The sequence below is a fragment of the Pseudomonas sp. NPDC087639 genome, assembly GCF_044743385.1.
GTDB lineage: Bacteria > Pseudomonadota > Gammaproteobacteria > Pseudomonadales > Pseudomonadaceae > Aquipseudomonas.
The window spans coordinates 101652-126867 of the sequence record NZ_JBIUWI010000001.1; the positions used below are offsets into that span (position 1 = coordinate 101652).

A 25216-nucleotide genomic window follows, 5' to 3' on the forward strand; every position below is an offset into this window, starting at 1 on the left:
CTTTTTGTTGTCTTTCTACTGTCGCCTACATACGTTTTGACCATTCTTCCGCAACCAGGTCAAACTCAATAGTGAGCTCATGGGACTTTTGTGATTCGAGGCCATCATCGACAGTTGCGCTGATGGTGCCTTTTACAGCGGCAGTGGCCTCATCAAACTCTATCGCTGTTGTAGCATCATTTGTAAAGTACTCAGCGGGTGGATCTTCTGCGGTATTACTGTAGAGAACTCGAAGTTCCTCGTTTGCAAGCACAGGTTTGTTATTCGCGGGATTTTTAAGAAAAATGACTCGAACTGTTTGTATATGATTGGTATTAGGGTCGCGATAACGTGCCTCAATTGTCCAGCGAGGCGGTTCACCCTCCTGTGGATAGGTCACCTGTTCAAATACAGCTTTAAAGTTAAGTGGTTCCGTTCCGTCGATTGAGGCGCTAAAGGTATTCTCGAGAGCGGATCGCTTCCTGACTGGCGTTTGAAGTTTCCGTGCTGCACTCATGAGTCATCTCCATCATTGAAGTCGCAATAAGAACCAGTGGAACATCATTCAAATCGAACCACGGGAACTGCATCAAAGCGCGATTCAGTTGGGCTGTAAACTGTCATACTTCACAGTTTACAAGCGATCTTTTTTGTGATTCAGAATGGTGGGGTTTTACGCTGCGCACTTGATTTCACAATCGAGTATCAAGCAATGCCTTAGGCGTCGTCCCAGGTCCTTGGAGCCGTACTACGGTTTCATTTCAATAATTCGTGCCATCAAGCATTGCGTTATTAAGTTCGCTACAAGGTTTGGAATGTTTGGTCAGCTGTCAACCAAACAACCCCGCCGCAATATTGATCGAAAACCCCAATATCGCTGTATTGAACACAAATCCGATCAACGATTGCGCCAGTACGATTTTGCGCAGCTCCCGCGTCGCAACGCCGACATCCGCCGTCTGCACGGCCACGCCGATGGTGAACGAAAAGTACAGGAAGTCCCAATAGTTGGGCGTTGTCAGGCCCTCGGCGAAACGCAGCGCCGGTTCCTTACCGTTCCAGGTGTAATACAACCGTGCGTAATGCACGCAGAAAATCACTCCGATCAGTAACCACGAACCGATCACGGTCAGAGCGGTGAAACCGTAGTGCATGAGCTTGCGCGTGGTTTCCAGATCCTTGCTGCCGGCCAGTTCGAAGGTAATGGTGGCGAGGCTCGCCAGTGCCGCAATGCACACCACGAACAAAACCAGCCCGGCGTTTTCATCTTCGACTTCGGCGATGCGTTTGACGTCCGGTGCCTTGGCGCGGGCGGTGAGCCAGAACATCAGGATCAGGTACGTCCAGACGCCCGCGTTCCAGCCGATGAGGATTTTGCTGGCGATGGAGTCGGCGGGGGCCAGCAAGCCTGTGGCGAGGCCGAACAGGGCGGCGGCGGACAGGCGAGGGTGGGTGCGGGCGAGAAAGCGCATGGAGGCTCACATCAGTGATCGATCCCTGCACCATAGCGCACGCCACCGGGCTTTTGTAGGAGCTGCCGCAGGCTGCGATCTTTTGGCCTTGGGACGCAGAGCATCCCCAGCGTCGTTCCCACGCAGAGCGTGGGAACGATCAGATCGCAACCTGCGGCAGCTCGTACAGGGTCAGTGGGGTTTGGTGAATCTTTTTACGAGCTTCATCACAACGACGAAGAACACCGGGACGAAGATCACCGCCAACGTCGCAGTAATCATCCCGCCGATCACTCCGGTGCCGATGGCTTGCTGGCTTGCCGAGCTGGCGCCAGTGGCAATCGCCAGCGGTACTACGCCGAGGATGAACGCCAGCGACGTCATCACGATCGGGCGCAGACGCAGGCGTGCGGCCTGCAATGTCGCGTCGATCAAGTCGTGGCCTTCGTCGTACAGGCTCTTGGCGAACTCGATGATCAGGATCGCGTTCTTCGCCGAGAGACCGATGATGGTGATAAGGCCGACCTTGAAGAACACGTCGTTGGGCATCCCGCGCAGCGTCACCGCCAGTACCGCGCCGAGCACCCCCAAAGGCACCACTAGCAACACCGAAGTCGGAATCGACCAGCTCTCATACAGCGCTGCCAGACACAGGAACACGATCAGCAGCGACAGCCCGAGCAGAATCGGCGCCTGACTGCCGGACAAGCGCTCCTGCAACGACAGGCCCGTCCATTCTTGCCCCAGACCTTTCGGCCCTTGCGCAACAAGGCGTTCAACTTCGGCCATGGCTTCGCCCGTGCTGTGACCGGGCGAAGGTTCGCCGGAAATCGCAATCGCCGGGTAGCCGTTGTACCGGGTCAGTTGCGCCGGGCCCTGAATCCACTTGGCCTGCACGAATGCCGACAGCGGCACCATTTTTCCGGCGTTGTTGCGCACGTGCATTTTCAGCAAGTCATCTACCTGACTGCGTTGATCGCCTTCAGCCTGCACCACAACCCGCTGCATGCGCCCCTGATTGGGGAAGTCGTTGATGTACGCCGAACCCACAGCGGTGGACAGCACATTGCCGATGTCTGCGAACGACACGCCCAAGGCATTGGCCTGCTTGCGGTCCACCTCCAGTTGCACCTGCGGTGCTTCGGCCAGCGCGCTTTCACGAACGTTCATCAGCACCGGGCTTTTCTCGGCGGCTGCCAGCAACTCGGTACGCGCCTGCATCAGTGTTGCGTGGCCGAGTCCGCCGCGATCCTGCAAACGGAACTCGAAACCGCTGGACGTACCGAGGCCATCCACGGGGGGCGGCAGCACGGAAAACGCCATGGCGTCCTTGATCTGGCTCAAGGCGATGTTGGCGCGGTCGGCAATCGAGCTGGCCGAGTCGTCGCTACCGCGTTGCGACCAATCCTTCAGCGTGGAGAACGCCAATGCCGCGTTCTGTCCGCTACCGGAGAAGCTGAAACCCAGAATCACCACACTGTCACTGATGCCTGGCTCGCCAGCGTTATGTGCTTCAAGCTGTTCGGCGACCTGCACCGTTCGGTTCTTGGTGGCGCCGGGTGGCAGTTGAATGTCAGTGATCGTGTAGCCCTGATCTTCCACCGGCAAAAACGAGGAGGGCAGACGCATGAAGCAAATACCGAGGCCAACCAGCAACACGACGTAGATCAGCAGATACCGTCCGGTACGTTTCAGCGCATAACCGACCCAACCCTGATAGCGGTGGGTCAATTGCTCGAAGCGGCGGTTGAACCAGCCGAAGAAGCCGCTTTTCTCATGATGCTCGCCTTTGGCAATTGGCTTGAGCAGCGTTGCGCACAGCGCCGGGGTCAAGGTCAGTGCGAGGAACGCCGAAAACAGAATCGACGTTGCCATCGACAACGAGAACTGCTGGTAAATGACCCCGACCGAACCCTGCATGAACGCCATCGGTATGAACACCGCCACCAGCACCAGGGTGATGCCGATGATGGCGCCGGTAATCTGCGTCATCGCCTTGCGTGTCGCTTCCTTGGGCGACAAGCCCTCGGTGGCCATGATCCGTTCGACGTTCTCCACCACGACAATGGCATCGTCCACCAGAATACCGATGGCCAGCACCATGCCGAACATGGTCAACACGTTGATCGAGAATCCCAGCGCCAGCATGGTCGCGAACGTGCCCATCAGCGCCACCGGCACAACCAGTGTCGGGATCAGTGTGTAACGCACGTTTTGCAGGAACAGGTACATCACCGCAAACACCAGCAACATCGCTTCGCCGAGGGTATAGACCACCTTGGTGATCGAGACCTTCACGAATGGCGAGGTGTCGTATGGGATCTTGTATTCCACGCCGGCCGGAAAGTAACGCGCCAGCTCATCCATCTTCGCCCGCACCAGCGTCGCGGTGTTCAGTGCGTTGGCGCCCGGCGACAACTGCACGCCAACGGCGGTGGACGGCTTGCCATTGAGGCGAGTGCCGAATTGATATTCCTGACTGCCGATCTCGACCCGCGCCACATCTCCAATACGAACGGTGGAACCGTCCGGGTTGGCCTTGAGCACGATGTCGGCGAATTCCTGCGGCGTCGACAATTGGCCTTTGACCAGAATCGTCGCGGTGATTTCCTGCGTCGACGGCGCAGGCAGATCGCCGATGCTGCCCGCCGACACCTGGGCGTTCTGCGCGACGATGGCGGCGTTGACGTCTGCCGGGGTCAGGTTGAAACCGATGAGCTTCTGCGGATCGATCCAGATGCGCATGGCCCGTTCGGCACCATACAACTGCGCTTTGCCAACGCCATCCAGGCGCTTGATTTCGTTCATCACGTTGCGCGCCAGATAATCGCTGAGCGCTACGTCATCGAGCTTGCCGTCGCTGGACGTCAGGGTGATCAGCAACAGGAAGCCGGAGGAGACTTTCTCCACCTGCAAACCTTGCTGGTTCACCGCTTGCGGCAAGCGCGACTCGACTACTTTGAGGCGGTTTTGCACGTCGACCTGCGCCAGTTCCGGGTTGGTTCCCGGTTGGAAGGTCGCCTTGATCGTGGCGCTGCCCAGGCTGCTTTGCGATTCGAAGTACAACAGGTGATCGGCGCCGTTGAGCTCTTCCTCGATCAGGCTGACCACGCTTTCATCGACGGTCTGCGCCGACGCGCCGGGGTACACGGCGTAGATTTCGATCTGTGGCGGCGCGACGTCGGGGTATTGCGCCACTGGCAATTGCGGGATGGCCAGCGCACCGGCCAACAGGATGAACAGTGCGACTACCCAGGCAAACACCGGGCGGTCGATAAAGAACTGCGGCATATAAAAGCGTCCTGCTTACTGACCATAGGTCTGGGCAAGTGGAAGAGGGGTCTCGTCGATCTGTACTTTCTCGCCGGGGCGAGCGTGCTGCAGGCCTTCGATGACAATGCGGTCGCCGGGTTTGAGGCCGCCAGTGACGATCCAGCGATTGTTCTGCACCGCGCCCAGTTGCACCGGTTGCTCGGCCACGCGCATCTGTTCGTCGACAGTCAACACGTTCGCCACTCCGGCACTGTCTCGCTGCACGGCGCGTTGCGGGACGGTGATGCCATTCTGGATGGTGCCCTGTTCCAGGCGCACGCGGATGAAGCTGCCGGGCAACAGGTCGAGATCCGGGTTTGGGAATTCGCTGCGCAGAATGATCTGGCCGGTGCCCGGGTCGACGGTGATGTCGCTGAACAAAAGTTTGCCCGGCAGCGGATACAGAGTGCCGTCGTCCTGAATCAGCGTGGCCTTGACCTGATCCTGCCCGACTTCCTGCAATTGCCCGGAACGGAATGCGCGGCGCAATTCGTTGAGTTCGCGGGTCGACTGGGTGAGGTCGGCATAAATCGGGTTGAGTTGCTGAATCAGCGCTAACGGCGTGGTTTCGTTCTGGCCGACCAGTGCGCCTTCGGTGACTAGCGCACGGCCAATACGCCCTGAAATCGGTGCGGTGACGGTGGCATAACCCAGGTTCAGCTTCGCCCGTTCCACCGCGGCTTTGCTGGCGGCGACATCGGCGGCCGTTTGCCGTGCATTGGCGCGGGCGTTGTCGTAGTCCTGGGCGCTGATGGCCTTGTCGTCGATCAACTGGGCGTAGCGCTGCTCTTGCAACTTCGCCTGAAAGGCATTGGCCTCGGCCTTGCGCAAGGCGGCATCGGCGCTGTCCAGATCAGCCTTGAACGGTGCCGGATCGATGCGGAACAGCACGTCGCCCTTTTTCACGTCGCTGCCTTCGCGGTAGGTGCGTTGCAGCACCACGCCGGGCACCCGGGCACGCACTTCGGCAATGCGCGGCGCGGCGATGCGGCCGCTGAGTTCGCTGCTGATCGACAGGGGGCGGGCTTCGATGGTCTCGGTGCGCACGGTGGCTGGCGGCGCCTGCTCTTCGGCGTTCGAAGACGAGTCACAGGCGCTCAGCGTCAGCGCCATGGCGATCAGGCCGAGCCCGGCCAGCAGTTTGTTCGACATTTACCACCCCCAATATTGATGCCCGCATCCTACGGGCAGTTGCCGAGAGTAGCGGTGAAGCTTTGTAGGCGCTGTGTGAAATTGTGTAAGGGTTTTACTCAGGAGTGGGTGAGGGCGTATATCCTTTAGCCCTTGAAATTTATTGCGACAGTTCAATAGCTATCGCGAGCAGTCGCCACAGCACTTTTTCTGGAACACCCATGCCCAACATCCTGCTGGTCGAAGACGACACCGCCCTCGCCGAACTGATTTCCAGCTACCTGGAGCGCAACGGCTATTCCGTCAGCGTGATCGGCCGTGGCGACCATGTGCGTGAACGGGCGCGGGTCAATCCGCCGGATCTGGTGATCCTCGACTTGATGTTGCCGGGGCTTGATGGCCTGCAAGTCTGCCGTTTGCTGCGCGCCGACTCGGCGACGCTGCCGATCCTGATGCTCACCGCTCGCGATGACAGCCACGATCAGGTGCTGGGCCTGGAAATGGGCGCTGACGATTACGTCACCAAACCCTGCGAACCGCGCGTGTTGCTTGCACGGGTGCGTACTTTGCTGCGCCGCAGCAGCCTGGGCGAACCGTTGACGGTCAACGACCGCATCGTCATGGGCAACCTTTGCATCGATTTGTCCGAACGCACCGTGAGCTGGCGCGATCAGCCGGTCGAGTTGTCCAGCGGCGAGTACAACTTGCTGGTGGTATTGGCGCGACACGCCGGCGAAGTGCTCAGCCGCGACCAGATTCTGCAACGCCTGCGCGGCATCGAATTCAACGGCACTGACCGTTCGGTGGATGTGGCGATTTCCAAGCTGCGGCGCAAGTTCGATGACCATGCCGGCGAGGCGCGCAAGATCAAGACGGTGTGGGGCAAGGGTTATCTGTTCAGCCGTTCCGAATGGGAATGCTGATCTGATGTTTCGCATCCTGTTTCGTCTGTATCTGGTGACGATTGTCTCGTACAGCGCGGCCATTTATCTGGTGCCGGATCTGGTGGTCATGGCGTTCCGGGAGCGCTTCGTTACCTACAACCTGGATTATTCCCGTGGCTTGCAATCGCTGATCACCAAACAGTTTCACGCCGTGCCGCAGGAACAATGGCCCGCCGTGGCAGCGTCGATGGACAAGGACTTCCAGCCGCTGCACATCGTGCTGGCGCGCATCGACGATGCCGACTTCACCGCCATTGAACGTGAGCGACTGCGGCGTGGCGAGAACGTGGTGCGCATCGGCGATTGGGGCTGGCGCACACTCGCGGTCACGCCGCTGGACGACACCATGGCGGTGCAAATGGTGGTGCCGCCCGACCCGATGGACGTCGATCTGTTGTACTGGAGCATTAACGTATTGATCGGCGCAACGCTGCTCGCCTGTCTGTTGATGTGGCTGCGTCCACACTGGCGCGATCTGGAGCGCCTCAAGGGCACTGCCGAGCGTTTTGGTAAAGGTCATCTGAGCGAACGCACGAATATCGCCTCGAGTTCGAACATCGGCAGCCTGGCCAATGTGTTCGACACCATGGCCGGTGACATCGAGAACTTGCTCAACCAACAGCGCGACCTGCTCAATGCGGTTTCCCACGAACTGCGCACGCCGTTGACGCGCCTGGATTTCGGCCTGGCGCTGGCGCTGTCCGACGACTTGCCGGCAGCGAGCCGTGAGCGTTTGCAAGGGTTGGTCGCACATATTCGTGAGCTGGATGAATTGGTACTGGAATTGCTGTCTTACAGCCGCTTGCAGAACCCTGCGCAGTGTCCGGAGCAGGTCGAAGTGTCGCTGGACGAATTCATCGACAGTATTCTGGGCAGCGTCGACGAGGAACTGGAGTCGCCGGATATCGTCATTGATGTGCTGCTGCACGGACAGCTCGAGCGCTTCTCGCTTGATCCGCGACTGACTGCCCGGGCGATCCAGAATCTGGTGCGCAATGCCATGCGGTACTGCGAAAAGCGCATTCAGATCGGCGTACAGGTTTGCGCAAAAGGTTGCGAGATCTGGGTGGATGACGACGGCATCGGCATTCCCGACGATGAGCGCGAGCGGATTTTCGAGCCGTTCTATCGACTCGATCGCAGCCGTGATCGGGCCACAGGTGGGTTCGGGCTTGGGCTGGCGATCAGCCGTCGGGCACTGGAAGCGCAGGGCGGGACTTTGACGGTAGAGTCTTCGCCGCTGGGGGGCGCGCGATTCCGACTGTGGCTGCCAACTTCAGTCTGACGGCCGCTCGCCACAGGGGAATGGTCGCCGATCAGCTGATTTCAGTGGATTGAATCAACCCGACCCCTGCGCCCTGCATCCGGTCCATCGCCGCCGCCAGTGATCCATCCAGATCAATCGCCCGGCAGGCATCCAGCACCACAAACGTATTGAACCCCGCCGCCCGCGCATCCAGAGCGGAAAACATCACGCAGAAATCCAATGCCAGACCAACCATGTAGACCGTATCCATGCCGCGCTCTTTCAAGTAACCGGCCAGTCCGGTGGTGGTGCGCCGATCGGCCTCCAGAAACGCAGAATAGCTGTCGATGTCGGGATTGCAGCCCTTGCGGATGATCAACTGGGCGTGGGGCAGATCCAGCTCCGGGTGAAACTGGGCACCGGGAGTGGCTTGCACACAATGGTCGGGCCAAAGTGTCTGTGCACCGTAAGGCAGTTGAATGACATCGAAGGGTTGACGGCCGGGGTGGCTGGAAGCGAAAGAGACATGTCCCTTCGGGTGCCAGTCCTGGGCAATTAATACCTGTTTGAAGTGGCCGGCAATGCGATTGATCAGCGGCACAATCTGGTCGCCTTCAGGCACCGGCAATTGACCGCCGGGAATGAAGTCGTTCTGAACGTCGATCACCAGTAATGCAGTGCGAGACGAAATCGGCATCGGCATCGGTGGAATACTCCTTGGAAGATTACTTTTCCAGCATAGAAGTGGTTTTTCTCATACGGCTAAACGACTTCTCAACAAATTTGCCTTTTCTTCGAGCCCTGCGGCGGTGTCATGGCCGATCAACATCCACGCATGCTCTCGCTCGGTCCAATACACCACATTCATCCCTTGCCGGCGTTCGTGCGCCAAAGGTTGACTGCCGCTGTTCGAACGCCTGACGCACAGCGCCAATGGCCCATGTTTCGCGTCCAGATACACGATCTGCGCAATCGGTACGCCGTCGTACTCAAGCATTTGCGCGCGCTTGAATTCAGCGCCCGGCAGTTTCAGCGCGGCAGCGGAAAGATTCAGGCCAAGGCGTGCGTCGACGCTGCGTAACTGTGCGCGCTGTGTAACGTCGTCAGTGGGCAAATGCTCCAGTGTCTGCGGCACATACAGCGCCATATAGTCGCCAACCAACCCACGCCAGTTGTGTGATTGCTGCGCCTGCCAGCCGAGCAACAATCGGTCCGCCAGCACCCCGCCAGCCACCAACGTGGCTGCTGTGGCAGCGATAAACCAGCGGCGACTCAGCCCCGGCTTTTGTGGCGAAGGAATGGCATCCAGGCGTGCTTGCAGACGATCCAGCGGCGCTTGTTGCGCCAGTTCATCGTAGGCGTTCTTGAACGGCAGGCTGCTGCGGCTCAGCCACTGCGCGCGCAGGTTGAGCAGCGGGTCGTCAGCGATTGCGTTGTCGAGTCGGCGGCGATAATCCGGGTCGAGCTCATCGTCCAGATAGGCCACCAGTTGCTCGTCCGAAGGTGTATTCATGAGCGGTCTCCTTCGGTGGGTTTCGGCACGGATTGCAGCGGCGGATATTCGGCGAGTTTGAGGCGGGCGGTGGCCAGACGACTCATCACGGTGCCGATCGGCACCTGCAGAATCTCCGCGACTTCGCGATAGGACAGGCCCTCGACATACGCCAGGTACACGGTTTCACGCTGAGTTTCAGGCAGCGCATCGACCCGACGAATCACTTGCGCCGCCATGACGTGCGTCTGCGCCGCGTGCTCACCGTCGAACGCCAGTTGCCCATCGGCATCGACCTGACCAGTACCGTGGCGCACGCGGCGAGCGCGCACTTCATTGAGCCAGATCGAATGCAGAATGCTCAGCAGCCAGCGATCCATGCGCGTGCCGGCCGCGTACTGCGCAAAACGCTCCAGCGCCCGCACGCACGTGGCCTGCACGAGATCCTCGGCCACGTGTCGATTGCGCGACAGCAGCAAACCGTAGCGCCACAATCGCGCCAGATGCTGGCCGAGTTCTGCTCTGAATGCCTGATCGCTGACGATGATCGCCTCCGTTGATTGATGCTCAGGTTTTCGATGAATCGTTGATGGCTTCAGCCAAATCCTGGTACTCCTCGCAGGACGTGCCGCAAATCGATTTGATCTGCTGCAACTGTTCCTGCGCCAGGTCGACGCGGCCTTTGATCACATAGGCCTCGCCGAGGTATTCGCGCACTTGCGCATACTGCGGATCGAGTTTCACCGATTGCAGGTAATAGCTGATGCCTTCGTCGGTACGGCCCAGTTTGCGCGTGGCATATCCGCGATAGTTCAGGGCCTTGGCGGTGTTCGGTTGTTGCAGGGTATCGAGCAGCGCCAGCGCTTCGTCGTAGCGACCGTCCTTGGCGAGGCGATAGGCGTAGTCGGTACGATCAGCGTCGGGCAACAGGCTGCTGGTTTGCAATACGCACTTCTGCGTTTTGCTGTCCCAGACCTGGCCTTTGGGGCATTCGGGCTTCTTGACCGGCTCGTCTTCATCGCCATTGGCAAACGCCAAATGGCTGGACAGGGCAGCGGCCAGCAGCAACGGGGCGGCGAACATAACGGAACGGATAGTCATGGGCAAGGCTCCACAGAGGGTTATGTCTGACTTTGAACACCACAGGGTGAAATTTTATTCATTGCTTTGTCAGTGACTGTTCAAGGTAGGCGTAAATTCAAGCGCTATGCTCGTGGGCATCCGCCGTTGATCCGAAGCTTTGCCGCAAGGGGAGTTGCCATGAAAGATCAGGTCCATCACTCAGCCGCCGCCGGCTACAAAACCGCTGCCGATACCTACGTCAAAGGGCGGCCGGATTACCCGCCGCAGGTCAGCGAATGGCTGACCGCCACATTGGGTCTGGATGGTCATAAAACCGTGATTGATCTGGGCGCTGGCACTGGCAAGTTTACCGGGCGGCTGGTGGCGACCGGCGCGCAAGTGATTGCCGTGGAACCGGTGGCCCAGATGCTGGAAAAACTCTCTGATGCCTGGCCGCAGGTACTGGCGGTGAGCGGGACGGCAACGGACTTGCCGTTGCCCGATGCTTCAGTGGACGTGGTGGTCTGCGCCCAGGCGTTTCACTGGTTCGCCAGCACTGAGGCGCTGACCGAAATCGCCCGAGTGCTCAAATCCGGGGGCAAGTTGGCGCTGATCTGGAACCTGCGCGATACCCAAGTCAGTTGGGTGCCGAAACTCGATGCAATCGTCAACGCACTGGAGGGCGACACGCCGCGCTATTACAGCGGTGCCTGGCGGGCGGCGTTTCCGCATCCGGCGTTCGGCGCGTTGCAACTCCAGCAGTTTCACCATGGCCACACCGGATCGCCGGAAGATGTGATTTTCAATCGAGTGCGCTCCACCAGTTTTATCGCCGCGTTGCCGGACGCGCAGCGGGCGCAGGTCGATGAGCAGATTCGCGCGCTGATCAACTCCGAGTCGGAGCTACGCGGTAAAGATGTGGTGACAGTACCTTACGAAACCGCAGCCTTCTTCGCCGTAAAACTTGGCTGAGTCTCCCTGTGGGAGCGAGCTTGCTTGCGAAGGCTGATCCAACATCAACATACAACCCGGATCAGCTCAACTGAGGCGCATCGACAACGTTCTTCCGCTCCCGAACCCCACGAACCACCAGATACAACAACGGCCCAACCGACACAAAAACCGCCGTCAGCAACAAATAAGGCACCACCGACCACACAGTCTGCGCGCGCGCCTTGGCATCCTTGACCATCCACACCCCGGCCAATGTCGCCAGCAAGTACAGATCAATCACCACCTGAGCGGTATCGGGCCGTGACATCAGGCTGATGCCGAAGTCGATCAACGACTGCTCAGCCTGAAGCATCACCGAAACCGTATAACCGGTAAACGCGAGCAAAGCCGTGAGGGGCAGGGCGATAGACATCATGCATTCGTTCCTTGAAGTGATGAGCAGAATCGCCAGCCTACCTTTGTCGCGCGGAATTGGCCATTGACGCGCGAGCACCGCTCGGGCTAATTTCCAGCCCATGACTTCCACCGTATTGCGCTGCCAGCCAAGCATTATTACCGCCATTCCTCATTTGGCGGGCTAGCTCACGACTGCAGCACCCAACCCGCCCTAGAGGCGGGTTTTCATTTTCTGTCTCCCGGGTTTTAACCAAAAACACCTGCCCCCTGTAGGAGCTGCCGCAGGGGAGGTGAGTCAGGAGACGACGATGATGAATGAGCAACAAATCCTGCTTGAGCAGTACGTGAAGAAGATCCTGGCCGCGCCGGTCTACAACATTGCCATACGCACGCCATTGCAGGCCGCGCCGGCGTTGTCCGAAGCACTGGGCAACCGCATCCTGCTCAAGCGGGAAGACCTGCAACCGACGTTCTCCTTCAAGATCCGTGGCGCCTACAACAAACTGGTGCAGTTGAGCGACGAACAGAAGGCGCGCGGGGTGATCACCGCATCCGCCGGCAATCATGCTCAAGGTGTGGCGCTGGCAGCGCGGGAGTTGGGCATCGCCGCCACCATCGTCATGCCGTCGACGACACCCGAACTCAAAGTGCTTGGTGTACGAAGTCGCGGCGGCGAAGCACTGCTGCACGGCGAGAGCTTCCCGTTCGCCCTGGCCCATGCGCTGCAATTGGCCGAACAGACCGGGCGAACCTTCGTTTCGCCTTTCGACGATCCGGACGTGATAGCCGGGCAAGGGACGGTGGCGATGGAAATACTCCGCCAGCATCAAGGCACGCTGGACGCGATCTTCGTTCCGGTCGGCGGTGGCGGTTTGATCGCTGGCATCGCCGCCTACGTCAAATACCTGCGCCCGGAAGTGCGCATCATCGGCGTCGAGTCCGAGCACTCCGCCTGCCTGAAAGCCGCAATGCAGGCGGATCAGCGCGTTGTACTGCCGAGCGTCGGCACCTTCGCTGACGGTGTGGCCGTGGCGCAGATCGGCGAATATGGGTTTGAGGTGTGCCGTTTTTGCGTCGATGAAGTTATCACCGTCAGCAACGACGAACTCTGCGCGGCGATCAAGAACATCTACGACGATACCCGCTCGATCACCGAACCTTCCGGCGCGTTGGCGGTGGCGGGGATCAAGCAATACGTGGCGAGAAGTGGTGTGCGCGAGCAGACCTTCGTGGCAATCGACTCGGGCGCCAACATCAACTTCGACAGCCTGCGCCACGTCGCCGAGCGCGCCGCTGCATGCGGCGCCCCGGCGTGATGGCGATCAGGGCAGCAATGGGCGCAGGAAGCTGCGCTCGTAGCTGAGGATGAATTTCTTCTCGACCAGTGATTCCACCAGCGCGGTGCTCTGCGGGTCGGTCATCGCGATATGTCGGTAGCTTTCGTAATCCGCCAGCGACGGAAAACTGAACAGGCAGTAGGCGATATTGCTCGCACCCTCGGACGGCAAAAAATAGCCGTGATGGGTGCCGCCCAGACGCTCGACAATGCCGAGCCAGGCCTTGGCGTAGGCCTCGAACTCGGTCAACTGGTAAGGATCGATCACGTATCTGACGTGGCAGGTAATCACGGAAGATGCTCCTTGCTCAGATCATTCCTGAAGGGCAGTGCCGACTTTGTCCGAGGCGGACCAGATGCGATAACGCACTTCGACGTCCGACGGAGCATAAACCACCACTGGCAACTTGCTGTTGTAACGCAGCATGAAGCCATCCCCGACCACGGGCACGAACGCGCGCTTCTTCTGGGAGCCGGGCGGGCAGGCCATCTTCGTGCTCATCGGGCCGATGACTGTTTCCAGTCGGTAGAACGAGTAACCCCAGCCTTCGAGGTTCTTCTCATCCAGCATGCCGCCCAGACGTTGGCGGTTGCAATCGACTTCGAGGGTTTTGCCAGCGAGGATCTCGACTTGAAAGTTCTCTTCCTGATCCTGCTTGGGCAGGTGAATGACCTGACGAGTGAAACCGACCTCAGCCTTTGGATACGGCGCCACATCTTCCAGTTTGGCCGCGTGGGCGAGGGTAGACAGGCTGGCGACGATCAGGCCGGTGGTCGCGTAAGTACGGAAAGAACCCATGGAAGCCTCCTTGCGGGTGTAGTGTGGATTGAGGGGCATTCTTACCCCCACGCGCGTCGAATGCAAACCGACGCCGAGTTGCAATTTGCAGGGCCTGGAAGTCCTTTTCTTGCATTTTGCAACTGGCCAAATGCTGGCCTCATCGCCAAGTGCTTGATTTTACGAGGGTCAAAACGATCCGATGGAAGGCACGCTTTATGCGTCTGTTTGGTGCAGCGCACCGGGTTCGGGCGCCTACACTCCAAAAGGCATTTCGCAGTACAACCGCTTGCCGCACCAGGGAAACAGCGGGGACACACCCGTGCAGGGGCAGCAAAAGCGGTCAACGTGAAGCGTTGATTGGCAGTTTCATTTAGAAGGAGAGGTTCACCATGTTTCTGTCTGCCTTGGAACTACGCAATATCATTGAAAGCAGCTTTCTGCCTAAACGCTGCCAATGCACGCTGTCGCCAGACTTGTCGATGACCGTCAAGGTTTTCGGCGATCACCAGACCGACCAGGTCGATTTATTGGTTAGCGGCATTGATGCCAGTCATTTGAATGGCTGTCGCGAAATCAACGAACTGATCGCCGGGCTACGCTCGGACCTGGAGCGACAGGCGACGCCACATCACTATAGTCCACGATCCAGAGCCGTTTAACGCACCGTTTCACCCAGTTCGACCGTCACGCGCCGGGCCTGCACAAAACCAAGGCCCAGCGCGAACTCGACCAGCACCGCGAGCAGAATCCCGGGGCCGGCGTGACCGTTGAGCCATTCTGCAAAACCCAGCACCGCCAAACCAAAACAGCCAACGATAAACCCATTGCTTAGCGCGTTGCGCCCAAGCGATGGCGGCGCGCTGCGCACCAGATAAAACATCAGCCCCAGCGCTGCAAACAGCACCGCACTGCGCCGCGCGACAAAACCGGCTGAGTCGGAATACGCGATGCTCCAGATCGCCAGCAACACGTCGGGGAAAAAGCCCCAGACCAACGCCAAGAGAAAACACAACGAAGAAGTTAGAGTCGACAACGTGCGAAACGACAACTGCATGGCGAATCCTTGCGGCAGTGAGGAAGGCCCCCGAGCATAACCTCGCGAAACACTTCCCGCCTACCGCAAACCCGCAAATCAGAGCTTTCCTTCAGTTTTGATAACTGCACGCGTCAGACAACTTCCGGTAGCTGATCTCTTCAGGCTTGCCGTTGTTGTCGATGTACTTCATGTCGGCAGTGATCACCTTGCAATCCAGAGTGGGCGGCTCAGTCAACGACACGACCTTCGCCACATGCAGCGGCATGCCGTACTCATAAGGCACAGCGTTGGACGTGGCAGACGAGTCATTGGCCTGGGCGAGCCCAGCGAACGCGGTGCAGGCGAGGGCAGTGGTGAGCAGGAAAGGACGGATATTCATGAAAGGACTCCCGTGTGACGGTTCTAGAGTTCGGCGTGATTCAGCCAAACCTGCCGCACTGGGCGTCAGCCAATAGCGCTGAGGGCGTGCGGTTCAGTAGAGTTTTTGACCGCAGCGTTAAGCGATGGTTAACCGGGCTGAATGCCGGCTGTCAGGGAGCGGGGCGATTTCCTGCGCAGGCAGGCCGTATTCCTACAAGGACAGATGCCTTGTCTGCTTTCGGCGGCTGGAGCGGGGCGGTTATGGTTTCGCGTCGCTGCAAAATCAGCGATTCGGGTTTGGTCACCTGAGAAGAGTTCATTGCATATGTGCCATCATTTGCACCGCGAACATCTATGTTCGTGTAGTGCATTGCTGTGGCGGCTGTGTGCAGGACGCCTTCGGGCGAGCTGAGTTTGAACTGTTCTCGGTTGACCAAGCCTGTACACGGCCGCCTCCCCACTGTTTGGTCACGGTGCCGGCGGTTACCTTCGAAAACAGTTGAGTAATCAATATGCCAATAATTAATCCGCTCCCCAATCGCTACATCCCCCTCAACAGCGGCGTCACCGAAAGCGCACCCTTGGTCATCGACACCGAAGCCAACCCCAAAGACATTCTGGAAGCCGCCGTCCAGCGCGTCCGCGCCTCGGCCGATCTGCTCGAAACCCTGCACTGCCTCTGCTTCAAACACGCTGATGTTCAGGACATTCCGCACATTACCCATGCGTTGTACCTGCTGACGCAGGATGGCAATGATTTGCTGCAGGTGGCGCAGCAGCAGATGTTGAATTGGAAGGCGCCGGTTTAAAGATTGGCTGCATGCTCTGGCATTCACGGGCGGAAGAGTTTCTGCCCGTGCTTAACGCTCGTGACACTCGATGAGTCAATGACGAGATTCTTTAACCAGAGAAGATTCAAGCGGACTGATCAAATCAGGGGCCCATTTCAGCTCGACAATATTTCCTGGTAAAAACCGCACATGCAGAAAATCATCACCGCGTTCTCGGCGAGGCAGCGGCAAAGTAACCTCATGATCTTCTTTCTTGACCCCTTGCCTTAACTGCTCGCCTGTACGGCTGAGTATCCAAGAAACCCGAACCGTCTCGCCCTCAATTCTTTGGCAACACACGGTTCCACCACCACCCATTGCAGCCAGGTTTCCGCCCCAAAAATCATTTACCCAGAAACTCAAAATAGGCCGATCCGTGTAGTTTGCGGAAGTCAGCATGGCTCCGGGAGTACGGAGCAGGGCGAGGATTTTGGGTGTGGCATAGCAAAGCAGCAACGCCAATACACTCAGCGCTATTCGCCTTCGTCGCCATGTTCGTTTTCGGCGTGTGTCCGCTGCAATGTCTATCAATTAAAATTCCCAAAGAATGATGACTACATTCTTCGTCTGGAATGCTTTTATCCATTGACTGTGAGCGAATGTTTTATGACGCATCACTGGCGTTAATAACCTAGCTTGTCAGGAAAAAAAGAGAGGGGCGGGTGGTTTGCCTTCCACGTTTTTGCGAGTTCTTTTGCGCTTTCTATTTGTTGTTTAGACATGTTTTTTTCAACTTCTGGTAATGTGTCGTTGACATTGTTTATCACGTTTCCACCACCATCAAGCTCTAGTAAATTTAAAAGTAACGCATATGATGTTACTGGGTCCGAAGTGAATCCGTATTTTGGCTCTTTTTCACCAATGTAATACGCATAGCCAAAAACTCCCGATACATAGCTTGAAGCAGCAGCTTTCTCATTCCAGATTCTGAAAGACGACAAATCGTTTTTTTCAATCCTGGCAGCAGCAAATCCCATCATAGCTGGAGGATAACCATTCTCTGCAGATGCTTTCATCCACTTTTCGATTTCATCTGATCTTCTGGAGGGCAGTAGGAATACTCCGCCACCTTCTTGATATTTAATCGCTAAACGAAATTGCGCCAATGGGAAACCTTTTTGTGCAGATTTTTCTAACCATTCATCGTTCCCTGTTATTTCCCATAACAAGTACATGGACTCAGCATTTCCATGAGATGCATGATCAGTTGCAAGCATCTTCGCTTTATTCATCCACTCTTCAGGTGATTGCTTAAAGGAAGAACAATTTTTCATAGTTGCGCACAAGTCTTGGTCCGCTTTTCCGAGCCGGATCATAGAATAAATATTGCCTTTTTTTGCTGACTCCTCGTAAGCTTTTTGTGCTTCCTGAGTCATGTGTCTGTTATTTTTTCTTATTGATTCGCCTAGGTAATAGAGTGCCTCATCATCGCCACCATCAGCGGCGATCTTCAAAAACTCAATCGCAGAAATGGCTTTGTATTGATTGTATAGCTCGATGCCCTTTATTTTTGCCTGAGATTGTTCGTGCGTAAGCGCGAATGACTGAGTTGACGCTAGGGCTAACAACATGATCGCAGTGGTCATCAGTTTCATTGGTGTTTCTGCCGAGTTTACGGAAGGTGGTTGCTTCATCCGGGATGTTAAAGGGTGGTAGTTCACCACAATGAAATCCGGAGTGCACCACCGTGAAAAACAAGAGAAAATTGAGTCAGTTACTCAGTTTGTCGGGGAAGAACGAAAGCGGCGGGTGAGTGGCTATCCATTCCTCAGCGACAGCTTTTGAGCTCTCTAACTGTTCAGGCGTCATCTTGCTCCCGATTTCTTCGAGAGTATCTTGAACGAAATCTTGAATAGCGCCTCCGCCATCCAGTTCTTTCAGAAGACTAATCAGTGCATAACCCTTAACCAGATCTAGATGATAACCAACTTGGTCAGGGGCATGGGCAATGTAAGATCCATAACTGCTAATAGCTATTTGATCGCCCGTTTCAGCTGCTGCCTGAAGCCAATAGCGCACACCTTCAAGATCTCCTTTCATATACAGGATCTCAATGTAATCCATCATTGCTTTCGGATTGCCACCTTCAGAAGCAGCTTTCAGCCATTTGCTGATGGCCTCTTCACGTTTTCCAGGCATAAGAAAAAATCCTTCACCTTGGCGATCACCGACGGCCATCCAATATTGTGCGAGTGCATAACCTGCGTTTGCAGATTTTTCCAACCAAGTACGATCGAAAGTTATTTCATACATTAAATACAAAGACTCAGGGGTGTCTGTGCTTGATGCCATTTTTTTAGCCTGAATCAACCAATCAGCGCTTGATTTTTTGCTCGCGGGACAATTGGTCATTTTTCTGCAGAGGTCATCGTTTTGGCGGCCTAGCTGAATCATGGCAAATATAGATCCATTACCCGCAGCGGTTTCGTACCATTGCTGCGCTTCAGCAGTCATGTACCGGCTTCGCTTTCGAAGTGCCTCGGCAAAGTAGTACTGTGAATTCACATTTCCGGAGTCGGCCTCTTTTTTTAGTTCGCGAATCGCCAAGTCTAATTTTAGCTGGTTGTATAACACCACTCCCAGGGTTGATTCATTTGTTTGCGAATGTGCTGAGCCGTTTGCAGAAAGAGCGGCGACCAACATTGCTAAAATAATTCTAAATGCTCGCACTGCTATTAATAACCTAGCTTGTCAGGGTAGAACGAGAGAGGCGGGTGGTTGGCCTTCCACGTTTTTGCGAGTTGTTTTGCTTTTTCTATTTGCTCTTTTGACATGTTTTTTTCTATGTCGGGTAATGTATCATTTACGTCTCGTATTACATTGCCTCCACCATTAAGTTCCAGCAGGTTTGAAAGTAAAGCATATGATTTTATTGGGTCGAATGCGAAGCCGTATTTTGAGTTTTCTTCACCTATGTAGGATGCATATCCAAATACACCTTCTACGTAGCTCGAGTCAGCTGCTTTTTCGTTCCAGCTTCTGAACGAGGCTAAATCATTTTTTTCGATCATGATTGCGGCTAACCCCATCATTGCAAGTGGATAACCATTTTCAGCAGACGCTTTCATCCATCGTTCGATAGCTTGGTTGCGCCTCGAGGGTAGTAAAAATGAACCACTTCCTTCTTGGTACTTCGTCGCCAGACGGAACTGCGCAAATGCGAATCCGTTCTCTGCTGATTTCTCCAACCAGTCATCGTTGCCTGTCATTTCATATAACAGGTACATCGATTCGCTATCTCCTTGCGTTGCTCGTTGAATTGCAAGGCTTTTAGCTTTAATTACCCAGCTGCTAGGAGAGTCTTCACCTTGTGGACAGTTTTTCATGGTTGAACACAAGTCGTCTTCAATTCTCCCAAGGCGAATCATAGAGTAGATATTCCCCTTTTTTGCGGAGCTTTCGTATGCTTTTTTTGCTTCCGGAGTCATGTGGCGGTTGTTTTTTCTTATTGCTTCACCCAGGTAATAAAGTGCTTCATCATCTCCACTGTCGGCTGCAATTTTTAACAACTCGATCGCGGATATGGCTTTGTATTGGTTGTAGAGTACGATTCCATTATCTTTAGCAATTCGCTGCTGAGATGTGAGTTCGGCTTGAGCGTGCGAAGATAAAGAAGCTATGAATAGCAAGCTCAATGCAGTTTTTTTCATATCCTAACGGCTTAGCTTTTCAGGAAAGAAAGACAGCGGTGGGTGAGTAAGTGCCCACTTTTTAGAGAACTCGTTTGCTTCTGAAATTTGCGAGCTTGATAGTTTTGCTGCAATTATCGGAAGTTTGTATTTAACATTAACCTGCATTCCGCCGCCACCATCCAATGTTTGAAGTGAGGATACGAGCGAGTATCCTTTCACAGGATCGTATGGGAAACCAAATGTATCAGGCTCGTGAGCAAGATATGATCCGAAGTTGTAGACGGATTCAGCGTTACCTACTAGAGCTGCTTGCTCACTCCAATATCTAAAGCCGTCGATATCGCCTTTTTCATAAAGAAGTGCTGCGTATTCCATCATCGACTTAGGGTTTCCCTTCTCGGATGATAGTTTGAACCATTTTTCCACTTCTTTAGAGCGATTCCAAGGTAAAAATAACCCTTTGCCTTGCTTGTATAAGACTGCCAGCCAATATTGCGCTTGGGAGTTTCCGGCCATCGCTGATTTCTCAAGCCAAGAGTCATCTAATGTAACTTCGTACATGATGTACATTGCTTCTGCGCTACCGCTTTTTGCTTTTTTTGAAGCTTGATTCTTTGCTTCGTTCAACCACTCAATTGGCTCTTTCTGAGGAGGAGTACAGCCTTTAACGATATCGCATAAATCTTTTTCGATTCGGCCGAGTTGTATCATTGCGTACAGATCACCTTGATTTGCTGAAGCTTCATACCAACTTCTTGCATCGGGATCTACGTAATGGTTTTTTGTTCTCAAGGCTTCGGCTAAATAATATTGTGCTTCGTGATCACCGGCCTCTGCTGCAATTGTAAGAAAAGGAATGGCGGAAATCGCTTTGTACTGGTTGTAGAGTACGATTCCATTATCTTTAGCAGATCGCTGTTGCAAAGTGAGTTGAGCCTGTGCGTACGAAGGAAACAAGGCGATCAATAGCAGTGCCCCGGCTAAGCTCTTCATGAGATTATTGACTTAACTTGTCTGGAAAAAAAGAAAGAGGAGCATGGGTGGATTTCCATTTTTTTGCGAGCTGCTTGCCTTCTGTAATTTGATCGGCTGTCATCTTAGCTTCAATTTTTAGAAGTTTGCTTTCCACTCTAGCTTGTAAACCGCCACCGCCATCTAGTTCCTTCAACGTATAAACGAGTGCATATCCTTTGATAATGTCGAATGGAAAACCATAGGTGTCTGGCTCATGAGCAAGATCAGATCCGTAACCATATACCGTTGTGGCATAACCTGCTAAAGCCGCTTGTTCGTTCCAGTGGCGGAATCCTTCTCGATCACCCTCTTCATAAAGAAGGGCTCCGTATTCCATCATGGAAGGTGGGTATCCACCCTCAGCTGAAGCTTTGAATAGTTTTTCAACAGCTTCGGAACGTTTCCATGGCAGAAAAAAACCATCCCCCTGTTTGAAGCTAGTGGCCAATAAGTACTGTGAGATGTGGTGGTTTTTGGCAGCAGATTTTTGTAGCCAAGTTTTATCTAATGTTAGTTCGTACATGATGTACATGGCTTCAGCGTTTCCATCCTCAGCCTTAGGTTGAGCCAGGCTATATGCCTTATTTAACCAATCTGAAGGTTTTTTTTCTGTGGTTGGACAATCATTTGCTAATTTGCACAGATCATTTTTATTTCGTCCAAGCTGAATCATTGCATAGAGATCCCCTTGAGTAGCTGCGGCTTCATACCACTTTTTAGCTTCAGGGTTCATATAGCTATTTTTCTGTCTTAACGACTCAGCAAGGTAATATTGTGCCTCGTGGTCTCCGGCTTCTGCCGCGACTCGAAGTAAAGGAGTTGCGGAGACAGCTTTAAGCTGGTTGTAGAGAATTATACCCTGCTGCTTTGCGAGCGATTGTTCAATATTCAGCTCGGCGGCTGCCTGGTTGGTACCGATGAGTGCTAGCACTGCTGACAAAAATACTATGAGCCGCATCTTATTTATTCTCAAATTTTCCGGTTGGGGCGATATATTTTGCTGTGCCAGATGGTGTATATGTTCTACCGAAGTACTGGGATCTTTGGCATTGTCCATCCTTGTTCGCGCCTAGTACTTTTACATGGGATAAATAATCGGCGCGCATGTCATCACCGGTACGATCAGTTAGGCGAAGAACGGGTTCTGTCATAAAGTTATCGAGTGCGAGCCTTCGCTCGCAATACAACTGTCCCTCGTTCACCGGTTTTATACCAAATTTAGTCATCGACATGCATATTTCTTCAAAATGATTCTGTGCTTTATCAACGGAGTTTTCATTGTGTGCGCGCTTTAGGATCCAGCCGAGAATCTTTTCAATAGCTTTTTGTTGCAGTAAATGTGATTTTTCCTCGCTATACTTAATAGTATCTTCTTTTTTTGCCGTTTCTCCTGTGGGTCTGGTAACTGTCACAGAGAAATCACTTGGAGGGCTGATTAGCGTCAAAAGAAGAGGGCCTAAAGCTCCGGGAATAGCATTAATGCACCATTCTTCTAATTCAACTTGATTTTCATACGACATGATCGTGTGCGCTATCGAGCCGCCTTTGCCGGTTGCAGTCAAGCTTTCATAAAGCGTCATTACCGCATCAGCACCCATAAGATAAATCATTCGAATGTCAAAACCACCAATTGCAAGCGTGTTTAATTTTGAAAGATAAGCGTAGGTTTCGTCTTCAATTACAAAGTATGGATTTTGTTTGTTTTTATAAAGTTCTCTGCGGAACATGTTGAGCAATTCGGTGACTGCATCATAACCAATTTCGAATTTAAATGAGCCGCCGACACCTGGGCCAGCGATCAACGCAGCTTTTAGAACAAGAATGAGACGACCGTCATTGAGCGAAATACTTGCCTCTGCTTTGGCACCAAGGCCGGCTGCAGCGTTGAGTTCTACTGTCAGGCGCGCAAGGCTAAACCACTCACTCGCTTTAATACCTGCGTTTTTTCCAGCAACTGGCGCTTTTGTCAGTAATGCTACTTCGGACGGAGGGGCCCAGTTCAGCGCACCAGTTACCATAATGCCTGTTTGCACACCTGCGAAAAGATTGAATGCTGCCTTGGCTCCGTCCTGAACTTGCAGCGTTTGAGCGAAGTTGGCCTGGCCACTCTTCTCTGTGTGTAGAAAGTTGCGTTTATCAGGTGCGCGCACAACAGGTTCGGGGGGCGCCAGATGGAAGCCCGCATTGCCAATATCCAAAGCAATTTCCGAGGACAGTAGCAATGAAGCGCCAGCGTAACCCCACGCTTTAGCGCCAAGGTAGAGCGAAAAACGCCCGAGGTTCATTTTTTGCTGAATATCTTCGGCATTTCTGTAGGTGATGATGATTTCTTTGGCGTTGGCGCGGTCGGGCAGGTCAACTTTGAATAGTTCGACTTCACCTCGTGCTAGGTCAACGGCGAAAGTAGCTTTAGCCGAAGTTTGAAATCCTTCAGCCAGTGTCCATCCAGGACCCTCTACTTTGGTTGAGGCATGGAGAGTTTCTGTCGTGGAGGGCATCAGGCATCGAACCAATTGTGCCTGCGGGGTAATATCGAAGAGGCGGAATGTCTTGCGCACGTTGTCCTTAAACAGCACTTGCTCCAGCCGCTTGCCCCACTCCTTGCGAGTGCCAGCATTCTCCAATGCGGTGACCTTGTATTTTTTACTTTCAAGATAGCTGTTGAATTTTTCAATCTCGAACCAGCCCTCGGCAGAGAACCAATCGCTTTCTTGATCCTTGATCCGTAACGCACCTTCCTGAGTCAGCCATTGCCCGAACAGGCTCAGCTCAGTGTCCGTTGTTGATTTTCCATCGCTGTTGCCTGGACGTTTTCCCAGGTCTTTGACCTTCGCGCCAACTTTCTTCCAGTCGTCTTTGACGGTTTGTTTGAGGCGTGGCAGCGAATACATGCTGAGATAGGTTAGTGGCTTTTTGAGGCTGTCTGCCATGCTCATCTCGGCAAGTGGGAAGCCATTCTTGATCAGACGCTCCTCTGGTCTTGCCTGAAACTGTTCGGGCTCCCACAAAAGATGTCGGCGAACAGGCGCTGTTTCTACGTTTTTTTCAGCCTGAAGCCTCAGCGTTTCTTTAGAAGCTTGCAGGCGATCCCAAGCGGCACGCTCGATAGTGACAAGGTTGGTTGGTGCTTTGGCTTGTCGGCCGCTCGCCTCAATCCACCCTTTATACTTTGCAGTGAGACGCTCGTTGACTTCTGTTTGTTCTTTCTCGAGCGCCAAGTACTGCTTGAACAGGTCGACGCCGCCTTCAACTGACCCACCTGCGGCGGGAATTAAAGCGAATTCAGGTAAGGCGATGCCATATTGAGCCACATCGGAAATGGCGTCGAGATACGCGTTGTAGGTCGCTTTACGCTCTTTACGTTTGATTTCCTGATCACGAACGTACGTACACAACATAAGCTGATTGTTGGAGCCGCACATCGCAATATCGTCAATTCGCTTTTTGTCCTGAGCCAACATGGTAGCGAGCTCGGTTGACGTTGAAGTCGTCAGTTGTTTGTCTTCGAGAACTGCCCCACGTGCTTTCAGGTATTTCTGAACGGCTTCGCGAGCAGCAATGGCTTTCGGAGAGTAAAGGCTGCCACTTTCGTAGGCGTAACCCTTGTCTTTGGCGGCGGCGATCGCTGTACGCTTGAGCTTTAGCCATTCGCTGTGCATTCCATGCACACGAGTGGCGTCATTGCGGGCGGACATCAACTCGTTTCTTTTAACTTGGTCCTGCTCTAGGCTCGTGAGAGGTTTTGCAGGTGGCTCTGCTGGTGGTGCGGCCTTTCTGCTCTCTTGGGCTTCAAGCAGGGCCGCACCCAAATTGCTTATATTCGGATGTTGGGCTTCGATCTCGAGCATCCTGGCTTTTTCTTCACCCTCGAGGAAGTTTGCCAGTTTGGGTTCGAGGAAATACTCGAGGAGACCGGATTCGTAGAGTCCTTTTTTGCGCTCTTCGGGTGTCTTGGTCGAGCTGACCTTTTGTTCCAGATCGCTGGAAGCTTCTTTCAACGCCGAGTTGGTGCGGTCTGGCAGCAACCAGAAAGACTCATTCTCTGTGTCATAAATTGCGCTGCCATAAACCGTGGAGCAGGGCGTTTTGACTTTGTCGTGGTCGCCCGGCGTGTCTGCCGGGACTTCGGGTTGTTCACCGATATCCCGAGCTGGTTTTGCACAGATTTCGTCAGCTGCTACTGGCTGGGTAGGTGACAACTCTGTTTTAGGTGCGGCGCTGGTGTTCTGTTCCATTTCGCTTCCATTCATTCTTTACGCG

Annotated in this window: 25 protein-coding genes and 1 pseudogene; 6 read left to right on the forward strand and 20 right to left on the reverse strand. The window is 54.5% G+C overall.

Features of this window, described 5'->3' with window-relative positions:
• Positions 1 to 25: 25 nt before the first annotated feature.
• From ACIOVB_RS00480 to ACIOVB_RS00495, 4 genes are all read right to left on the reverse strand, one after another.
• Positions 26 to 496 (reverse strand): hypothetical protein, encoded by a 471-nt coding sequence (locus ACIOVB_RS00480; RefSeq protein ID WP_401263934.1) that lies wholly within the window; start codon positions 494 to 496, stop codon positions 26 to 28.
• A 313-nt stretch (positions 497 to 809) separates the two neighbouring features.
• On the reverse strand, positions 810 to 1451 hold the full coding sequence (locus ACIOVB_RS00485; RefSeq protein ID WP_401263935.1) for a DUF1345 domain-containing protein: 642 nt from the start codon (positions 1449 to 1451) through the stop codon (positions 810 to 812).
• 171 nt (positions 1452 to 1622) lie between these two features.
• Positions 1623 to 4721, reverse strand: a complete 3099-nt coding sequence (locus ACIOVB_RS00490) for a multidrug efflux RND transporter permease subunit (protein ID WP_401263937.1) — start codon at positions 4719 to 4721, stop codon at positions 1623 to 1625.
• A gap of 15 nt (positions 4722 to 4736) precedes the next feature.
• Positions 4737 to 5894, reverse strand: a complete 1158-nt coding sequence (locus tag ACIOVB_RS00495; protein WP_401263939.1) for an efflux RND transporter periplasmic adaptor subunit — start codon at positions 5892 to 5894, stop codon at positions 4737 to 4739.
• Between the two features lie 200 nt (positions 5895 to 6094).
• Between ACIOVB_RS00495 and ACIOVB_RS00500 the strand changes: the two genes are divergently transcribed.
• Positions 6095 to 6796, forward strand: coding sequence for a response regulator transcription factor (locus tag ACIOVB_RS00500; protein WP_187678934.1), 702 nt, complete (start codon positions 6095 to 6097; stop codon positions 6794 to 6796).
• Positions 6797 to 6800: 4 nt separating this feature from the next.
• Complete coding sequence (locus ACIOVB_RS00505; RefSeq protein ID WP_401263940.1) at positions 6801 to 8102, forward strand: ATP-binding protein; 1302 nt, start codon at positions 6801 to 6803, stop codon at positions 8100 to 8102.
• A gap of 31 nt (positions 8103 to 8133) precedes the next feature.
• Here ACIOVB_RS00505 and pncA read toward each other — a convergent pair whose 3' ends face one another.
• The 4 genes from pncA to ACIOVB_RS00525 are packed head-to-tail and all read right to left on the reverse strand — an operon-like array spanning position 8134 to position 10656.
• A complete protein-coding gene (gene pncA, locus ACIOVB_RS00510) occupies positions 8134 to 8760 on the reverse strand; it encodes a bifunctional nicotinamidase/pyrazinamidase (RefSeq protein ID WP_401264378.1) in 627 nt (208 codons plus the stop codon).
• Between the two features lie 57 nt (positions 8761 to 8817).
• Positions 8818 to 9576 (reverse strand): anti-sigma factor family protein, encoded by a 759-nt coding sequence (locus tag ACIOVB_RS00515; RefSeq protein WP_401263941.1) that lies wholly within the window; start codon positions 9574 to 9576, stop codon positions 8818 to 8820.
• Complete coding sequence (locus tag ACIOVB_RS00520) at positions 9573 to 10103, reverse strand: sigma-70 family RNA polymerase sigma factor (protein ID WP_401264381.1); 531 nt, start codon at positions 10101 to 10103, stop codon at positions 9573 to 9575. Before ACIOVB_RS00520 ends, ACIOVB_RS00515 begins: the two co-directional genes overlap by 4 nt.
• A 19-nt stretch (positions 10104 to 10122) precedes the next feature.
• Positions 10123 to 10656: a tetratricopeptide repeat protein gene (locus ACIOVB_RS00525; RefSeq protein ID WP_401263943.1), complete on the reverse strand. Its 534-nt coding sequence runs from the start codon at positions 10654 to 10656 to the stop codon at positions 10123 to 10125.
• A gap of 159 nt (positions 10657 to 10815) precedes the next feature.
• On the opposite strand from ACIOVB_RS00525, the gene ACIOVB_RS00530 reads away from it, so the two are divergent.
• Positions 10816 to 11589 carry a class I SAM-dependent methyltransferase gene (locus ACIOVB_RS00530; protein WP_401263945.1) on the forward strand — a complete coding sequence of 258 codons (774 nt, stop codon included), beginning with the start codon at positions 10816 to 10818 and terminating at the stop codon, positions 11587 to 11589.
• 61 nt (positions 11590 to 11650) lie between these two features.
• Here the strand turns inward: ACIOVB_RS00530 and ACIOVB_RS00535 are convergent, their stop codons facing one another.
• Entirely contained in the window at positions 11651 to 11986 is a 336-nt protein-coding gene (locus tag ACIOVB_RS00535; RefSeq protein ID WP_401263946.1) for a DUF2834 domain-containing protein, read from the reverse strand.
• A 289-nt stretch (positions 11987 to 12275) separates the two neighbouring features.
• On the opposite strand from ACIOVB_RS00535, the pseudogene ilvA reads away from it, so the two are divergent.
• Positions 12276 to 13259, forward strand: a pseudogene (gene ilvA, locus ACIOVB_RS00540) (threonine ammonia-lyase, biosynthetic); the annotation flags it as partial.
• A 30-nt stretch (positions 13260 to 13289) separates the two neighbouring features.
• On the opposite strand, the gene ACIOVB_RS00545 reads toward ilvA, so the two are convergent.
• Positions 13290 to 13595, reverse strand: coding sequence for an NIPSNAP family protein (locus ACIOVB_RS00545; RefSeq protein WP_210552812.1), 306 nt, complete (start codon positions 13593 to 13595; stop codon positions 13290 to 13292).
• Between the two features lie 21 nt (positions 13596 to 13616).
• The gene (eco, locus tag ACIOVB_RS00550) at positions 13617 to 14102 is read right to left on the reverse strand and encodes a serine protease inhibitor ecotin (protein WP_401263947.1); all 486 of its coding nucleotides are present in this window, start codon (positions 14100 to 14102) and stop codon (positions 13617 to 13619) included.
• 371 nt (positions 14103 to 14473) lie between these two features.
• Here eco and ACIOVB_RS00555 point away from each other — a divergent pair, with 371 nt between their 5' ends.
• Positions 14474 to 14743: a DUF1652 domain-containing protein gene (locus ACIOVB_RS00555; protein WP_401263948.1), complete on the forward strand. Its 270-nt coding sequence runs from the start codon at positions 14474 to 14476 to the stop codon at positions 14741 to 14743.
• Here ACIOVB_RS00555 and ACIOVB_RS00560 read toward each other — a convergent pair.
• Positions 14740 to 15138 (reverse strand): hypothetical protein, encoded by a 399-nt coding sequence (locus ACIOVB_RS00560; protein ID WP_401263950.1) that lies wholly within the window; start codon positions 15136 to 15138, stop codon positions 14740 to 14742. The two genes, ACIOVB_RS00555 and ACIOVB_RS00560, sit on opposite strands and share 4 nt — an antisense overlap.
• Before the next feature lie 91 nt (positions 15139 to 15229).
• The gene (locus ACIOVB_RS00565) at positions 15230 to 15499 is read right to left on the reverse strand and encodes a DUF2790 domain-containing protein (protein WP_401263951.1); all 270 of its coding nucleotides are present in this window, start codon (positions 15497 to 15499) and stop codon (positions 15230 to 15232) included.
• A gap of 493 nt (positions 15500 to 15992) precedes the next feature.
• Between ACIOVB_RS00565 and ACIOVB_RS00570 the strand changes: the two genes are divergently transcribed.
• Positions 15993 to 16289 (forward strand): hypothetical protein, encoded by a 297-nt coding sequence (locus ACIOVB_RS00570; protein ID WP_100848441.1) that lies wholly within the window; start codon positions 15993 to 15995, stop codon positions 16287 to 16289.
• A 75-nt stretch (positions 16290 to 16364) separates the two neighbouring features.
• Here ACIOVB_RS00570 and ACIOVB_RS00575 read toward each other — a convergent pair whose 3' ends face one another.
• The 7 genes from ACIOVB_RS00575 to ACIOVB_RS00605 form a co-directional block, all read right to left on the reverse strand.
• The gene (locus tag ACIOVB_RS00575) at positions 16365 to 16709 is read right to left on the reverse strand and encodes a DUF3304 domain-containing protein (RefSeq protein WP_401263953.1); all 345 of its coding nucleotides are present in this window, start codon (positions 16707 to 16709) and stop codon (positions 16365 to 16367) included.
• A gap of 224 nt (positions 16710 to 16933) precedes the next feature.
• Entirely contained in the window at positions 16934 to 17905 is a 972-nt protein-coding gene (locus tag ACIOVB_RS00580; protein WP_401263955.1) for a tetratricopeptide repeat protein, read from the reverse strand.
• Positions 17906 to 18020: 115 nt separating this feature from the next.
• Positions 18021 to 18953 carry a tetratricopeptide repeat protein gene (locus ACIOVB_RS00585; RefSeq protein ID WP_401263956.1) on the reverse strand — a complete coding sequence of 311 codons (933 nt, stop codon included), beginning with the start codon at positions 18951 to 18953 and terminating at the stop codon, positions 18021 to 18023.
• Between the two features lie 32 nt (positions 18954 to 18985).
• Entirely contained in the window at positions 18986 to 19960 is a 975-nt protein-coding gene (locus ACIOVB_RS00590) for a tetratricopeptide repeat protein (protein ID WP_401263958.1), read from the reverse strand.
• Positions 19961 to 19963: 3 nt separating this feature from the next.
• The gene (locus tag ACIOVB_RS00595; protein ID WP_401263959.1) at positions 19964 to 20935 is read right to left on the reverse strand and encodes a tetratricopeptide repeat protein; all 972 of its coding nucleotides are present in this window, start codon (positions 20933 to 20935) and stop codon (positions 19964 to 19966) included.
• 4 nt (positions 20936 to 20939) lie between these two features.
• Positions 20940 to 21914: a tetratricopeptide repeat protein gene (locus ACIOVB_RS00600; protein WP_401264383.1), complete on the reverse strand. Its 975-nt coding sequence runs from the start codon at positions 21912 to 21914 to the stop codon at positions 20940 to 20942.
• Position 21915: 1 nt separating this feature from the next.
• Positions 21916 to 25191: a hypothetical protein gene (locus ACIOVB_RS00605; RefSeq protein WP_401263961.1), complete on the reverse strand. Its 3276-nt coding sequence runs from the start codon at positions 25189 to 25191 to the stop codon at positions 21916 to 21918.
• Positions 25192 to 25216 lie beyond the last annotated feature (25 nt).

Excerpts from the sequence above, each read along its gene's own strand:
- ACIOVB_RS00480 (WP_401263934.1), bottom strand. The coding sequence starts at position 496 with ATGAGTGCAGCACGGAAACTTCAAACGCCAGTCAGGAAGCGATCCGCT.
- ACIOVB_RS00485 (WP_401263935.1), bottom strand. The coding sequence starts at position 1,451 with ATGCGCTTTCTCGCCCGCACCCACCCTCGCCTGTCCGCCGCCGCCCTG.
- ACIOVB_RS00490 (WP_401263937.1), bottom strand. The coding sequence starts at position 4,721 with ATGCCGCAGTTCTTTATCGACCGCCCGGTGTTTGCCTGGGTAGTCGCA.
- ACIOVB_RS00495 (WP_401263939.1), bottom strand. The coding sequence starts at position 5,894 with ATGTCGAACAAACTGCTGGCCGGGCTCGGCCTGATCGCCATGGCGCTG.
- ACIOVB_RS00500 (WP_187678934.1), top strand. The coding sequence starts at position 6,095 with ATGCCCAACATCCTGCTGGTCGAAGACGACACCGCCCTCGCCGAACTG.
- ACIOVB_RS00505 (WP_401263940.1), top strand. The coding sequence starts at position 6,801 with ATGTTTCGCATCCTGTTTCGTCTGTATCTGGTGACGATTGTCTCGTAC.
- pncA (WP_401264378.1), bottom strand. The coding sequence starts at position 8,760 with ATGCCGATTTCGTCTCGCACTGCATTACTGGTGATCGACGTTCAGAAC.
- ACIOVB_RS00515 (WP_401263941.1), bottom strand. The coding sequence starts at position 9,576 with ATGAATACACCTTCGGACGAGCAACTGGTGGCCTATCTGGACGATGAG.
- ACIOVB_RS00525 (WP_401263943.1), bottom strand. The coding sequence starts at position 10,656 with ATGACTATCCGTTCCGTTATGTTCGCCGCCCCGTTGCTGCTGGCCGCT.
- ACIOVB_RS00530 (WP_401263945.1), top strand. The coding sequence starts at position 10,816 with ATGAAAGATCAGGTCCATCACTCAGCCGCCGCCGGCTACAAAACCGCT.
- ACIOVB_RS00535 (WP_401263946.1), bottom strand. The coding sequence starts at position 11,986 with ATGATGTCTATCGCCCTGCCCCTCACGGCTTTGCTCGCGTTTACCGGT.
- eco (WP_401263947.1), bottom strand. The coding sequence starts at position 14,102 with ATGGGTTCTTTCCGTACTTACGCGACCACCGGCCTGATCGTCGCCAGC.
- ACIOVB_RS00555 (WP_401263948.1), top strand. The coding sequence starts at position 14,474 with ATGTTTCTGTCTGCCTTGGAACTACGCAATATCATTGAAAGCAGCTTT.
- ACIOVB_RS00560 (WP_401263950.1), bottom strand. The coding sequence starts at position 15,138 with ATGCAGTTGTCGTTTCGCACGTTGTCGACTCTAACTTCTTCGTTGTGT.
- ACIOVB_RS00565 (WP_401263951.1), bottom strand. The coding sequence starts at position 15,499 with ATGAATATCCGTCCTTTCCTGCTCACCACTGCCCTCGCCTGCACCGCG.
- ACIOVB_RS00570 (WP_100848441.1), top strand. The coding sequence starts at position 15,993 with ATGCCAATAATTAATCCGCTCCCCAATCGCTACATCCCCCTCAACAGC.
- ACIOVB_RS00575 (WP_401263953.1), bottom strand. The coding sequence starts at position 16,709 with ATGCTGACTTCCGCAAACTACACGGATCGGCCTATTTTGAGTTTCTGG.
- ACIOVB_RS00580 (WP_401263955.1), bottom strand. The coding sequence starts at position 17,905 with ATGAAACTGATGACCACTGCGATCATGTTGTTAGCCCTAGCGTCAACT.
- ACIOVB_RS00585 (WP_401263956.1), bottom strand. The coding sequence starts at position 18,953 with ATGTTGGTCGCCGCTCTTTCTGCAAACGGCTCAGCACATTCGCAAACA.
- ACIOVB_RS00590 (WP_401263958.1), bottom strand. The coding sequence starts at position 19,960 with ATGAAAAAAACTGCATTGAGCTTGCTATTCATAGCTTCTTTATCTTCG.
- ACIOVB_RS00595 (WP_401263959.1), bottom strand. The coding sequence starts at position 20,935 with ATGAAGAGCTTAGCCGGGGCACTGCTATTGATCGCCTTGTTTCCTTCG.
- ACIOVB_RS00600 (WP_401264383.1), bottom strand. The coding sequence starts at position 21,914 with ATGCGGCTCATAGTATTTTTGTCAGCAGTGCTAGCACTCATCGGTACC.
- ACIOVB_RS00605 (WP_401263961.1), bottom strand. The coding sequence starts at position 25,191 with ATGGAACAGAACACCAGCGCCGCACCTAAAACAGAGTTGTCACCTACC.